At 65.5% G+C, this 12,743-nt stretch carries 10 protein-coding genes; 5 read left to right on the top strand and 5 right to left on the bottom strand.

Annotated elements, in window-relative coordinates:
* Nucleotides 1-4 precede the first annotated feature (4 nt).
* Complete coding sequence (locus ABT392_RS08230) at nt 5-3,238, top strand: efflux RND transporter permease subunit (RefSeq protein WP_395386059.1); 3,234 nt, start codon at nt 5-7, stop codon at nt 3,236-3,238.
* Here the strand turns inward: ABT392_RS08230 and ABT392_RS08225 are convergent, their stop codons facing one another.
* Nucleotides 3,239-4,648, bottom strand: a complete 1,410-nt coding sequence (locus ABT392_RS08225; RefSeq protein ID WP_395386060.1) for an FAD-binding oxidoreductase — start codon at nt 4,646-4,648, stop codon at nt 3,239-3,241.
* A complete protein-coding gene (locus tag ABT392_RS08220; RefSeq protein ID WP_395386061.1) occupies nt 4,645-5,055 on the bottom strand; it encodes a DUF2069 domain-containing protein in 411 nt (136 codons plus the stop codon). Before ABT392_RS08220 ends, ABT392_RS08225 begins: the two co-directional genes overlap by 4 nt.
* Nucleotides 5,056-5,074: 19 nt before the next feature.
* Between ABT392_RS08220 and ABT392_RS08215 the strand changes: the two genes are divergently transcribed.
* Entirely contained in the window at nt 5,075-6,370 is a 1,296-nt protein-coding gene (locus ABT392_RS08215) for a YihY family inner membrane protein (protein WP_395386062.1), read from the top strand.
* Here ABT392_RS08215 and ABT392_RS08210 read toward each other — a convergent pair.
* Nucleotides 6,332-6,910: a helix-turn-helix domain-containing protein gene (locus ABT392_RS08210; protein WP_334276702.1), complete on the bottom strand. Its 579-nt coding sequence runs from the start codon at nt 6,908-6,910 to the stop codon at nt 6,332-6,334. The two genes, ABT392_RS08215 and ABT392_RS08210, sit on opposite strands and share 39 nt — an antisense overlap.
* A 96-nt stretch (nt 6,911-7,006) precedes the next feature.
* Between ABT392_RS08210 and kbl the strand changes: the two genes are divergently transcribed.
* The 3 genes from kbl to ABT392_RS08195 all read left to right on the top strand — a co-directional run bounded on the left by kbl (nt 7,007) and on the right by ABT392_RS08195 (nt 10,139).
* Nucleotides 7,007-8,206, top strand: a complete 1,200-nt coding sequence (gene kbl, locus ABT392_RS08205) for a glycine C-acetyltransferase (RefSeq protein ID WP_395386063.1) — start codon at nt 7,007-7,009, stop codon at nt 8,204-8,206.
* Between the two features lie 85 nt (nt 8,207-8,291).
* Entirely contained in the window at nt 8,292-9,245 is a 954-nt protein-coding gene (locus tag ABT392_RS08200) for an NAD-dependent epimerase/dehydratase family protein (protein WP_334276704.1), read from the top strand.
* 96 nt (nt 9,246-9,341) lie between these two features.
* Nucleotides 9,342-10,139 (top strand): MipA/OmpV family protein, encoded by a 798-nt coding sequence (locus ABT392_RS08195; RefSeq protein ID WP_334276705.1) that lies wholly within the window; start codon nt 9,342-9,344, stop codon nt 10,137-10,139.
* Nucleotides 10,140-10,154: 15 nt separating this feature from the next.
* Here the strand turns inward: ABT392_RS08195 and ABT392_RS08190 are convergent, their stop codons facing one another.
* A complete protein-coding gene (locus ABT392_RS08190) occupies nt 10,155-12,308 on the bottom strand; it encodes a S46 family peptidase (RefSeq protein ID WP_395386064.1) in 2,154 nt (717 codons plus the stop codon).
* Nucleotides 12,309-12,414: 106 nt separating this feature from the next.
* Complete coding sequence (locus ABT392_RS08185; RefSeq protein ID WP_334276707.1) at nt 12,415-12,738, bottom strand: Mpo1-like protein; 324 nt, start codon at nt 12,736-12,738, stop codon at nt 12,415-12,417.
* Between the last annotated feature and the right edge of the window lie 5 nt (nt 12,739-12,743).

The following is a 12,743-nucleotide window of genomic DNA, read 5'->3' as shown; positions in this document are numbered from 1 at the left end:
CGCCATGCTGATCTCAGATTTTTCGATCAAGAAGCCGATAGCGACCATCGTCTGCATCATCAGCCTGATGGCGCTGGGCCTGATGGCGCTGTCCAAGCTGCGCGTCAACCAGAACCCCGACGTCGAGGTGCCGTTCCTCTTCGTCTCCATTCCCTATCCCGGCGCCTCACCCGAAACCTCGGAGCGGGAGATCGTCAATCGCATCGAGAAGCCGCTGCTCGCCGTGCCTGGCGTGACCGAGGTGCAGGCCGGCGCCAATGAAGGACAGGCCACCTTCTTCCTGAAGTTCGACTTCAAGAAGAACATGATCGAGGCGGCCGACGACGTGCGCAACGCCATTGCCTCGGTGCGCTATCAGCTGCCGCAGGAAATGCGCGAGCCCATCATCCGCCGCGCTGACCCGTCCGCCCAGCCCATCATGCAGGTGTCGCTTGAGAGCAAGACGCTCAGCCACGCCGAGATCTCGCGCATCGCGGAAGACCAGTTGGCCGACCGCTTCCGCGGCGTGGCCGGCGTGGGCACGGTCGAGATCTTCGGTTCGCTGAACCGCGAGCTCTCGGTCCTGCTGTCGGGTCAGAAGCTGCGCGAGTTCAATGTCTCGGTCAGCGAGGTCACCAGCGCCCTGCAGCGCCAGAACATCTCTGCCCCGGTGGGCAAGGTGCGCGGCGAGTTCGAGGACCAGAGCATCCGACTGGTCGGCCGCATCGCGCAGCCGGTGGACTTCGAGCGCATCGTCATCAAGCGCAATGCCAACGAGCTGGTGCGCCTGGGCCAGGTGGCCACGGTCAAGGACGGCTTCTCCGAGCGCCAGACCCTGTCGATCCGCAATGGCCGGCCCAATGTCGGCCTGTCCATTACCCGCTCGCGCGAAGCCTCCACGGTCAGCGTGGCCGACGAGGTGCGCAAGCTGGTCGATGACGCCAACAAGAACCTGCTGCCGCCCGGCACCACGCTCGAGATTACGCAGGACGGCGGCAAGAACGCACAGGACAGCCTCAACAACGTGATCCATGCGTTGGTGTTCGGTGCCGGCCTGACCATCTTCGTGGTCTATGCCTTCCTGAACTCCTGGCGTTCCACCCTGATCACGGCCACCTCGCTGCCGACGTCGGTGATTGCGGCATTCATCGCCGTCTGGATTTTCGGCTTCACACTGAATTTCATGAGCCTCCTGGGCCTGTCGCTGGCCATCGGCGTGCTGATCGATGACGCCATCGTCGTCCGGGAGAACATCGTCCGCCACATGGAGCGTGGTGCGGATCGCATGACGGCTGCACTCAAGGGCACGGCCGAAATCGGCATGGCCGTGGCGGCCACCACGTTCTCCATCGTGGCGGTGTTCGTGCCAGTGGCCTTCATGCCCGGCATCTCGGGCGAATGGTTCCGGCCCTTCGGCCTGACCGTGGTGGCTTCGGTGCTGGTGAGCCTCTTGATCTCCTTCACGCTGGATCCGATGCTGTCGGCCTTCTGGGGTGACCCGCCGAACCATCATCTGCAGCCGAAGAAGGGCATCTCCAAGCTCCTGCATCGCTTCAATGAATGGTTCGACCATCAGGCCGACCGCTACGGCAACGTGATCGCCTGGGCGCTGCACCATCGCGTCAAGATGGGCGTGATTGCCTTCCTGAGTTTCGTGCTGGCCATCTTTCTGCAGGTCAAGTTCGGTGGCACCAGCTTCCTGCCCTCGAGCGACTCCGACACCATTGCCGTGGAAGTGCGCACGCCGCCGAGCTCCAGCCTCGAGTACGCCCGCCGCAAGCTGGCGTCAGTGGAGGAGAAGGCGCAGCTGATCAAGGAGAAGAAGAGCACCGACGCCTTCGTCAACGTGAATGGCGGCAAGCTCTACATCAACATCGGCAAGAGCTACGAGCGCAAGCGCAGCGCGCAGGAGATCGGCACCGAGATGCGCAAGCATCTGGAGAGCCTGACAGGCGCGGAGTTCGCGGTGCTCGATGACTTCAGCGGCGGTGGTGGCCAGAAGCCGGTGCAGATCCGCTTCTACGGCTCCGATACCCGCAAGCTGCTGGAGCTGACCGAGGACTTCATGCGCCAGCTGCGCAAGGTGCCAGGGGCAGTCGACGTCGCGCTGTCGCAGCAGAACGCGCAGAACGAGCTCCAGGTCGAGCTGCATCGCGGCCTGGCCAACCAGCTGGGTATCTCGGTGGGCGATGCGGCCAACGCGCTGCGCGTTGCCTTCGCAGGCATCCAGGTGGGCGACTGGGTCGATCCGACGGGTGTGACACGTGATGTCTCAGTGCGCCTGCAGCCGAGCGACCGCGTGGACGCCGGCAATATCGAGCGTCTGCCGATCACCGTTGCCGGTTCCGGCCAGATGGTGCCACTGGACCAGATCGCCACGATCACCATGGGCAAGGCACCGGCCACCATTCAGCACCTGGACGGCAAACGGGTGATCGGTGTCTCCGCCAACGTGCAGGGTCGTGCCGCCGGCGACGTGACGAAGGACGCCATGGCCCTGGCCAAGAAGATGAACTTCCCGCCAGGCTATGGCATCAAGCTGGCTGGCGGATCCAAGGACCAGCAGGAAGTCTTCAGCGCGATGACCATCGCCCTGGTGGCTGGTATTGGCCTGATGTATCTGATCCTGGTGATGCAGTTCAACTCCTTCACTGCGCCATTGGGCGTCATGCTGTCGCAACCACTGTCGCTGATCGGCGTGGTCGTGGCACTGCTGCTGACCAAGGGCACGCTGAACCTGATGAGCTTCATCGGCATCATCATGCTGGCGGGCCTGGTGGCCAAGAACGCGATCCTGCTGCTCGACGCGGCGCGCCAGGAGGAGGCCAATGGCGTGAGTCGCGAAGAGGCGCTGATGCATGCAGGCCGCAAGCGCTTCCGCCCGATTCTGATGACTACCTTCGCACTGATCGCCGGCATGATGCCGGTGGCCATCGGCATCGGCGAGGGCGCGGAGTTCTACCGCCCGATGGCCGTGGCCATCATCGGTGGCACGATCACCTCGACCTTCCTGACGCTTCTGATGGTGCCGACTTTCTACGACAGCATCGAGACCAAGCGTGACAGCATGGCAGCGAAGTTCCATGCGCGTGCTGCGCGCTGGGGCGCGGCGGGCGGCCTGTGGGCCTTCCTGGTGACCTTTGTCGAAGTCCTGCTGTTCCTGACGCTGATCCGCTTCATCTACCGAGTGCTGATGAAGGGTGTGAACGCCGCGCGCGGTCGCCGCGTGCCTGCACAGCTGGCTCCGGGCGCGGACTGATCAGAGGACGCGATTCGGATTGAAGAGGCCCTGGGGATCCAGGGCCTTTTTTATTTGCCGCATCAGGTGCAGGGCGACGGGGTCCTTGCGCGCAGCCAGTTCCTCGCGCTTCAACTGGCCGATGCCATGCTCGGCCGAGATCGAGCCGCCAAAGCTTCCCACCTGGTCGTAGACGATGGCGTTGACTGCGGCCTCGTTGGCCTTCAGGAACTCGCCTGGTGCCATGCCTTCAGGCGCTTGCACGTTGTAGTGCAGGTTGCCGTCGCCCAGATGGCCGAAGTCGACCATGCGAACGCCCGGGAACTGCCGGGCCAGGGCTGCATCGGTCTGCGCAACAAAAGCTGGGATCGCCGAGACGGGCAGGGCGATGTCGTGCTTGATGTTGAGGCCTTCCTCGCTTTGCGCGAGCGGTATCGATTCACGCAAATGCCAGAAGGTCTTGGACTGCGCCTGGCTTTCCGCCACGGCGGCATCGGTGATCGTGCCGGCATCCAGCGCGGCTTCCAGCAAGCCCTCGAAGAGCGAGCGGGCATGGCCAACGCTCTCGCTGTCGGAGATTTCCAGCAGCACTGTCCAGGGTGATTCCGCAAGCGGCTGGCGCAGTTGCGGCAGGTGCTTGCGCACCAGGGCCAAGGAGAACGCATTCATCACCTCGAAACCGGTCAGGCCTGAGCCGGCCCGTGCTCGCGCCAGGCTCAGCAGTGACACGGCGGCTTCAAGCGTCGGACAGGCGGCCAGTGCCGTCATCTGCGCCAGCGGCTGGGGATGGAGCTTCAGGGTCGCTGCCGTGATGATGCCCAGCGTGCCCTCGCTGCCGATGAAGAGGTCGCGCAGGTCGTAGCCGGTGTTGTCCTTGCGCAGGCCCGAGAGGCCTTGCCAGACTTCGCCGGTGGCCGTCACCACTTCAAGCCCGAGGCAGAGTTCGCGGGCATTGCCATAGCGCAGCACCTGGGTGCCGCCGGCATTGTTCGAGAGATTGCCGCCAATCGTGCATGAGCCTTCGGCCGCCAGGCTCAAGGGGAACAGCAGGCCTTGAGCCTCGGCGGCGTCCTGGATGGTTTGCAGGATGCATCCGGCCTCGGCCGTCAGCGTCAGATTGGCATTGTCGATTTCGCGGACGCGGTTCAGCCGCTGCAGGCTCAGCAGCACCTGCTGCCCGCTGGCATCCGGCACGCCACCGCCGACCAGGCCGGTGTTGCCGCCTTGGGGTACCAAGCTTGCGCCATGCGTTGCGCAGGCGCGCACTGCGGCAGCGACTTCTTCGGTGCTGCCAGGCCGCACCACGGCCAGGGCCTTGCCCGGCCAGCGCTTGCGCCAGTCGAGCTCGAACGGCGCGCAAGCCTCGCCCAGCAGGACCTGCGCCTCGCCGACCGCGGCACGCAGCTCGGTCAGCAGCGCAGCGGCATTCATTGCTGCACGGCTTTGGCGGCGCGCAGCCGTTGCCTCACCTGCATCGAGCAGGCGATGAAGACGAGGGTCGACAGTGCCACTTCAGCCCAGGCCAGCCAGGCGCCGATGCCTTGCTCGCTGGTGGCACGCACGAGGCCCTCGCCACAGTACAGCCAGATCATCAGGCTCAGCCAGCGGAAGGTGTAGAGCCGGTAGCGCCAGAGGCCCAGCAGCGGCAGGAGCAGGGGCAGCGCCTTGATGGCCAGCGTGCCGCGGCCCGTGGGCGCGAGCCAGAGTTCCCAGGCCAGGCAGAGCACGAAAAGACCCGCCACGCCAAGCAGTGCGAGCCAGCGCGACAGCTGTTCTTCGGTGCTGGCGATGCTGCGATTGGTGGGCGTGAGGGGCTTGGCGGGCAGGGCACTGGACATGGCTGGCATCATAGCCAGCATGACGACTTCGATTCCCAACACCGCAGACGCCGCTGAGAGTTCTGAAAACAAGCCCGGCACGGCCTGGCGGCTGATTTCTGAATTGCCCGCCGTGCTGGCGGCATGGCCCTGGCGCGAGAGCGTGCGCCTTCTGCAACTGCGTTTCCGGGAGGACCGGCTGGGCCTCACCGCTGGCAGTCTGACCTTCACCACGCTGATTTCGCTGGTGCCGCTGCTCACAGTGATGCTGGCCCTGTTCACGGCTTTCCCGATCTTTGCCTCCTTCCAGACGGCGCTGGAGAAGTACTTCCTGCAAAGCCTCATTCCCGACAACATCGCGCGCCCGGTGATGCTGGCGCTGACCCAGTTCGCCGCCAAGGCCAATCGCCTGGGCCTGGTGGGCCTGATCTTTCTTGGCGCCACCGCGCTCACCCTGATGCTGACCATCGACCGGACGCTCAATGTGATCTGGCGCGTCAAACGCCCGCGCCCGATTGCGCAGCGCGTGCTGGTCTACTGGGCGGCGCTGACGCTCGGTCCCTTGCTGCTGGGCGGCAGCCTGGCCTTCACCAGCTATGCAATCTCTGCCGGCAAGGGCGTGGTCACCAAGATGCCCGGCGGCCTGGAGTCGCTGCTGAACACCATCGAGTTCGTCATCCTGACGCTGGGCGTGGCGGGGCTCTTCCACTATGTGCCCAACACCCATGTGCGCTGGCGCCATGCCTTGTCCGGCGGTGTATTCGTCGCCCTGGGCTTCAACGCCGCCAAGAGCCTCCTGGCCTGGTACATGAAACAGGTGCCCACCTATTCGACGCTCTACGGCGCCTTCGCCACTGTGCCGATCTTCCTGATCTGGATGTACCTGGGCTGGGTGATCGTGCTGGCGGGTGCGCTGCTGGCCGCCAATGCGCCGGCGCTGGCCGGGCGCATCCATCCGCGCCGCGAGACGGCGGGTTGGCAGCTGGCCCTGGGGCTGGATGCCTTGCGCATGCTGTGGCAGGCCCAGCAAGCTGGTGAGGGCGGCTTGAGCAGCCTCTCGCTGGCGCGGCGGCTGCGGGTTGATCCGCTGCAGCTAGAGCCCATCCTTGATTCCTTGCAGGAGCTTGACTGGCTTGGCCGGCTGGAAGAGGAGGGCGCGCAGCGCCTGGCGCTCCTGATCGCGCCGCAACAGGTGCGGGCCGAGCCCTTGCTCAAGGCCTTGCTGGCCGAGACAGGCGGGCCGCTGGCGCCCCTATGGGCCCGATCAGACTGGCAGCGCTGCTCCTTGGCCGAACTCCTAGCTGTGCAGGACAACCAGCAGCGCGCTGGCGTTTGACTTGCCGCGGTTGCGGATCGAATGCGGTCCGTCCACCGCGTAGCGGGCCGTCTCGCCGGCCTTCAGGACCTGGCTGTTGCCGCCGGCCGTCACTTCCAGCGAACCGCTGAGCACGCTCAGGTGCTCACGAGAACCCGGCTCATGCGCCGCTGATTCCAGCGAGCCGCCGGGCTGGACCGTCAGCTCATACCACTCGAACTGGCCAGCCAGGTCGATGGGGCCGAGGATGCGCAAGGTGCAAAGCCCATCCGGGCTGCTGAGGCTGGGCGTGGCATGCGAGGCCACGGTCTCAATGGCCGGCGCCGCCGGTCGCTCGCCGCCGAGCAGCTCCGACAACTCCACCCGCAAGGCGTTCGCCAGACGCCAGACCACGGCCACGGTCGGATTGGCCTGGTTGCGTTCGATCTGCGAGAGCATCGACTTGCTGACGCCGGCGCGGCGCGACAGCTCGTCCAGCGACAGGCCCTGGGCCTGGCGCAGCGCCTGCAAGGTGGCGCCCACGCGGGGAGGCTCGAGAACATCGGACGCGGGAATGGACATGAGCTTGACCTTGAAAAGCAATTCCGTGATACTGCACGAAAGTTCGATATACCGAACCACGTTCTGTTTAGTGAATTGTGCACCAGGAGTGAGGCCATGACCACAGCGTTCTACGAACATCTGCAGCAGGAGCTGCAAGCCATCCGCGAAGCCGGCCTCTACAAAAGCGAGCGCATCATCACCACGCCGCAGGGTTCGCTGGTGCACACGGCAGACGGCCGCGACGTGATCAACCTCTGCGCCAACAATTACCTGGGCCTGTCTTCTCACCCGGCCGTGATCGAGGCAGCGCACGAGGCGCTGCGCACGCACGGCTACGGCCTTTCATCGGTGCGCTTCATCTGCGGCACGCAGGACCTGCACAAGACGCTGGAACAGCGCCTTGCCAAATTCCTCGGCACCGAGGACACCATCCTCTACGCAGCAGCCTTTGACGCCAACGGCGGCCTGTTCGAGCCGCTGCTGGGTGAGCAGGACGCCATCATCAGTGACGAGCTGAACCACGCCTCCATCATCGACGGCATCCGCCTGTGCAAGGCCAAGCGCTTCCGCTACAAGCACAACGACCTGGCCGACCTGGAGCGTTGCCTTGAAGAAGCCAAGGCCGCTGGCGCCCGCTTCACCCTGGTGTTCACCGACGGCGTGTTCTCGATGGACGGCACCATCGCCCAGCTCGACAAGATCCGCGAGATCTGTGACCGCTACGGCGCGCTGCTGGGCATCGACGAATGCCATGCCAGCGGCTTCCTGGGCAAGACCGGTCGCGGCACGCATGAGTACCGCAATGTCTTTGGCAAGATCGACATCATCACCGGCACCCTGGGCAAGGCCCTGGGCGGCGCTTCGGGCGGCTTCACCACCGGCAAGCGCGAAGTGATCGAGCTCTTGCGCCAGCGTTCGCGCCCCTATCTGTTCTCCAACACGGTGGCGCCGAGCATCGTTGGCGCCTCCATCGCCGTGCTGGACCTGCTGGAAGCATCGACCGAACTGCGCGACAAGCTCGAAGCCAACACCGCCTATTTCCGTGAAGCCATCCAGGCCGCCGGTTTCGAGATCAAGCCGGGCACGCACCCCATCGTTCCCATCATGGTCTACGACGCGGTGTCGGCGCAGAAGCTCAGCGCCCGCCTGCTGGAGCTGGGTGTCTATGCCGTCGGCTTCTTCTTCCCGGTCGTGCCCAAGGGCCAGGCGCGCATCCGCGTGCAGGTCTCGGCCGGCCATTCGCGTGAGCAGCTGGAGAAGGCTGTCGCGGTGTTCGCGCAGGCTGGTCGCGACGTCGGTCTGATCAAGGGTTGAGCTTTAGGCCCCCACGTTCCACTTCGTTTCACTGCCCCCCGAGGGGGCGCAGGCCTCCTTTGGGGCGGCCCTGCAGGAGACCTGAATGACCACCAAGATCCTCATCATCGGCGCCAACGGCCAGATCGGCACCGAGCTGGCCGTGGAGCTGGCCCAGCGGCACGGCAATGCCAACGTGATCACCAGCGACCTGGCGCCGGACGGCCGCGTGCCCTACCTGACGCACGAGATGCTGGACGTGACGGATGCTGCCGCACTGGCTGCGGTGGTCAAACGCCACGCGATCACGCAGATCTATCTGCTGGCCGCGGCGCTCTCGGCCACCGGTGAAAAGCATCCGATGTGGGCCTGGGACCTGAACATGAAGGGTCTCCTGCACGTGCTGGAACTGGCCCGCACGCAGAAGCTCGAGCGCATCTTCTGGCCGAGCTCCATCGCCGCTTTCGGCCCTTCGACGCCGCAGCTGAACACGCCGCAAACCACGGTGATGGATCCGACCACGATCTACGGCATCTCCAAGCTGGCCGGTGAACGCTGGTGCGCCTGGTACCACGCCAAGCATGGCGTGGACGTGCGCAGCCTGCGTTATCCGGGCCTGATCAGCTACAAGACGCCGCCCGGCGGCGGCACGACCGACTACGCGATCGACATCTTCCACGGCGCGCTGAAGGCCGGCCGCTACAGCTGCTTCCTGGAAGAGGGCCAGGCGCTGCCGATGATGTACATGCCCGACGCGCTGCGCGCCACCATCGAGCTGATGGAAGCGCCGGCCGAGAGCATTCGCGAGCGCGGCTCCTACAACCTGAGCGGTTGCAGCTTCACGCCGGCCGAGATCGCGGCCGAGATCGCCCGCCAGGTGCCAGGCTTCGAGATCGAGTACGCGCCCGACTTCCGCCAGGCCATCGCGGCGAGCTGGCCGCAGTCCATCGACGACAGCGCGGCTGCGCGCGACTGGGGCTGGAAGCCTGCCTTTGGTCTGGAAGCCATGGTCCGTGACATGCTGATGCATCTGCGCGAGCAGTTCGCCCAGAACAGCTGAGGCACGCGGCAGGCGACTGTTAAGCTGGCTCGCATGCCAAAGTTCCCTTCCCGCTTGCGCCTTGCCGTCTTGCTGTCAGTTGCATTTCCAGCTGCCGTGCAAGCTGGGGAAGAACCGCCCAAGGGCAAGGGCGCCGAGGATGCCGTCAGCAGTTCTTCTGCCGATGGTTTCCGCTACGTGCTGGGCCTGCGCGCGGCCTACCAGCCCGAGTTCATGGGCGCGCGCGACTACAAGGCATCGGCACGGCCAATCCTCTCTTTGCAGTGGGGCAAGTTCCGCCTCTCCTCCAGCGGCGCCAGCGCCGTGATGGGCTTCGGCCGTGAAGTGCAGGGCAGCGGCGCCAGCACCGACCTGCTGAGCCGGGACCGCATCAAGGTCAGCCTGTCGCTGCGCTTCGATGGCGGCCGAAGCAGCGACGACTCGCCACGCCTGGCTGGCTTGCCCGATGTGCGCAAGACCTTGCGGGCGCAGCTGTCCACGCGTTACAGCCTGGCAGATGATCTGAGCCTGGGGCTCACCTGGTCTGCCGACGTGCTGGGGCATGGCGGCGGCTCGGTGGCCGGCCTCGGCCTGGGCTATCGCATCTATCGCGATGCCAAGACCGAATGGACCACCGGCGGTGGCGTCAGCTGGGGCAGCCGGCGCTACCAGCAAGCCTACTTCGGCGTCGCGCCGGAGGTGGCGCCGAACACCATCTATGCGGCCTACCAGCCGGGAAGCGGCCTGCGCGACGCCTATCTGGGCCTGGGCTGGACCTACGCGATCACGCACCACTGGATTGCCTTCAGCTCGGCCAGTGTCGGTCGCCTGCTGGGCCCCTCGGCCGACAGCCCCCTGGTGGAGCGCCGCAGTGCCGGCCAGGTCGCCTTCGGCCTGGCCTACCGCAGCCGCTGAATCAGCTCACCGCGATCAACGGCGCGGCGCGCCCTTGATCGTCATTTCCTTCAGGAGGTTGTGGGCTCCATCGACCTCCTGCATCACCCACAGCATGTAGCGGATGTCGACATGGATGGCGCGCGTGATCGCGGTGTCGAAGTACCAGTCCTTGGTGACTGATTCGTAGGTCGAGTCGAAGTTCAGGCCCACCAGCTCGCCCTTGCTGTTCATCACCGCCGAGCCGGAATTGCCACCGGTGGTGTCCGCGCTGGACAGGAAGTTCACGGGCACGCTGCCCAGGGCAGCATCACGGTAGGCGCCAAAGCGCTTGGCTTGCACCGCATCTCGCAGGGCCTGGGGTGCGTTGAAAGGTGCCTGGCCGTTGTGTTTTTCCAGGATGCCTTCCACCTTGGTGAACGGGCCCTTGATGATGCCGTCGCGCGGCGTGTAGGGCGCGACGCTGCCGAAGGTCACGCGCAGTGTGGAGTTGGCATCTGGGTAGACCGGCTTGCCCTGCGATTTCTTGAAGGCAATGAAGGCCTGCATGTAGCGCGGAATGACGCGCTCCAGCGTGCCGTCCACCTCTTTGCGGCGCTGCTCCATGGCTTCGGCGAGGCCCTGGTTGGCCACGGCCAGGCGCAGGAACGGGTCATCGGATTGCTCGATGGCAGCAGCATCCTTGCTCAGCCAGGACAGGCGATTTGCCGTGGCATTCAGAAGCGTGTTGGCATAGAGCGCCGGCACGGCCTCTGCGGCGGGCAGCTTCGCGTCCAGGCCTTGTGGATGGGTGGCAGCCGGCAAGCGGGCATAGCGCTGCAGCGCTGCTTGCCAGCGCGCCTGGTCCACGGCCGGCACCAGGGATTGCTCCAGGCGTGTCAGGCGTGCCTTGATCAGTGCCTGGTCACGCTCCTGGTAGCCCAGTTCGCGTTCGGCATCCGGCTTCTTGCGCTCCAGCGCTGCGCGGTACAGCGTGCGTGCGGCGCGGTACAGATCGCTCTGCGTGGCCACGGCCATCGCGAACTCCTGTTCGGTCAGCGCGATGTCTTCGGCAATCACGGCATCGAGCTCGGCCAGCAGCGTGGGCTCGCTGCCCGCACCGTTCTTGGCGAACCATTGGCGGAACTCGGCGTCCTGTGTGTCCTTGATCGCGGCGATGTCCTTGCGGGCAAAGCCGTCGATCAGGCCTTGCGTCTTCTTCATGCCGTTGTTGATGCTCTTGGCCACGGCGGCATAACGCACGGCCCACTCGGCATTGCCAGCGGTGGCCTGCGCGATCACGGCCAGGTCGGCCTGAGATTCCTGCACCCTGCGCGGGTAGCTCACATCGCGGGCCGCGCGGATCTCGACCGGCAGCTTGTAGCGGCTGGTTCGGCCCGGGTAGCCGGCCAGCAGGATCGGGTCGCCGTTCTTCAGGCCCGCGGCCGAGACGACCAGGAAGTCCTTGGAGTGATAGGGCACGTTGTCGGGCGAGGGGTCGGCCGGGCGCCCGTCCTTGCCCACATAGGCGCGCAGGAAGGCGAAGTCGCCGGTGTGGCGGGGCCATTCGAAGTTGTCCACGTCACCGCCGAAGTTGCCGATCTTGTCGGACGGCGCATAGACCAGGCGCACATCGCGGATCGCCAGCTGGCGGATGCGGTAGTACTCCAGCCCGCGATGGAAGCTGGGCACGGAGCAGCGGTAGGCCTTGTCCTGCTCGCATTCGGCGATCAGGGCCTTGATGCGGCTCTGGATCTGCTTGTGGCGCTCGGCACCTGCGAGCCTGGTGTCGAGCCCGCCGGTCACCTGGGCCGTGACGTTCTCGAGCTTGTCGGTCACATAGATGCGATCGCTCGCGCCGGCCGGCAGTTCCTCGGCCCGGGTCTTGGCCAGGAAGCCGTCGGCAATCAGGTTGCGCTTGGCACTGGAATTGCGCTGCACGGCGCCATAGGCGCAATGGTGATTGGTGACCACCAGGCCGGCATTGGAAACAAAGGAGGCCGAGCAACCGCCCAGCGAGACGATGGCGCTCATCGGATGCTTGCCCAGGTCGGCCAGCTGCCTGGCCGGAATCGTGATGCCCAGCTGCTTCAGCTCTTTCTGGAGCTCGGGCAGCTGATAGGGCTGCCACTGGCCTTCATCGGCATGGGCGAGGGGTGCAGCCAGGGTGAGGCTGGCCAGCAGGGGAAAAAGGCGGGTACGACGGTTCAAGATCAGGCTCTTTCGGGTGTCAAAGGAGGCTCAAGCCCGCCAGTTTGACACGGCCGGCGCAGCCTTACGATGCGCATGGGGCCGCCCAGCGCACCGGGCGCCGTGCTCAGAACGGGATCTTGCCGGTCCAGATGTCCTTGTACATGACCCAGTCGCCCATGAAGCTGTAGAGCGGGCGCGAGAACGAAGCCGGCTTGTTCTTCTCGAACACGAAGTGTCCGATCCAGGCACAGGCATAGCCACACAGCAGGCCCAGCGGCAGCCAGTACCACTGGCCGGTGTAGACCAGCAGGGCCAGGCAGGCCAGGCCGAGACTGCTGCCCAGGAAGTGCAGGCGCCGGCAGGTGGTGTTGCTGTGCTCGCCCAGATAGTAGGGATAGAACTCGGCGAAGCTCGCCATCTGCTTCACGGCCTCGGTACTGCTGCTCATGATGT

Origin of the sequence: Paucibacter sp. JuS9, from assembly GCF_044043925.2 — a bacterium.
Classification (GTDB): domain Bacteria; phylum Pseudomonadota; class Gammaproteobacteria; order Burkholderiales; family Burkholderiaceae_C; genus JAUASW01.
This window is presented reverse-complemented; position numbering and strand designations above follow the sequence as displayed.

What these genes read in the sequence shown, in the direction of transcription:
- ABT392_RS08210 (WP_334276702.1), bottom strand. Translation starts at nt 6,910, where the DNA reads ATGTCCATTCCCGCGTCCGATGTTCTCGAGCCTCCCCGCGTGGGCGCC.
- kbl (WP_395386063.1), top strand. Translation starts at nt 7,007, where the DNA reads ATGACCACAGCGTTCTACGAACATCTGCAGCAGGAGCTGCAAGCCATC.
- ABT392_RS08215 (WP_395386062.1), top strand. Translation starts at nt 5,075, where the DNA reads ATGACGACTTCGATTCCCAACACCGCAGACGCCGCTGAGAGTTCTGAA.
- ABT392_RS08220 (WP_395386061.1), bottom strand. Translation starts at nt 5,055, where the DNA reads ATGTCCAGTGCCCTGCCCGCCAAGCCCCTCACGCCCACCAATCGCAGC.
- ABT392_RS08225 (WP_395386060.1), bottom strand. Translation starts at nt 4,648, where the DNA reads ATGAATGCCGCTGCGCTGCTGACCGAGCTGCGTGCCGCGGTCGGCGAG.
- ABT392_RS08230 (WP_395386059.1), top strand. Translation starts at nt 5, where the DNA reads ATGCTGATCTCAGATTTTTCGATCAAGAAGCCGATAGCGACCATCGTC.
- ABT392_RS08185 (WP_334276707.1), bottom strand. Translation starts at nt 12,738, where the DNA reads ATGAGCAGCAGTACCGAGGCCGTGAAGCAGATGGCGAGCTTCGCCGAG.
- ABT392_RS08200 (WP_334276704.1), top strand. Translation starts at nt 8,292, where the DNA reads ATGACCACCAAGATCCTCATCATCGGCGCCAACGGCCAGATCGGCACC.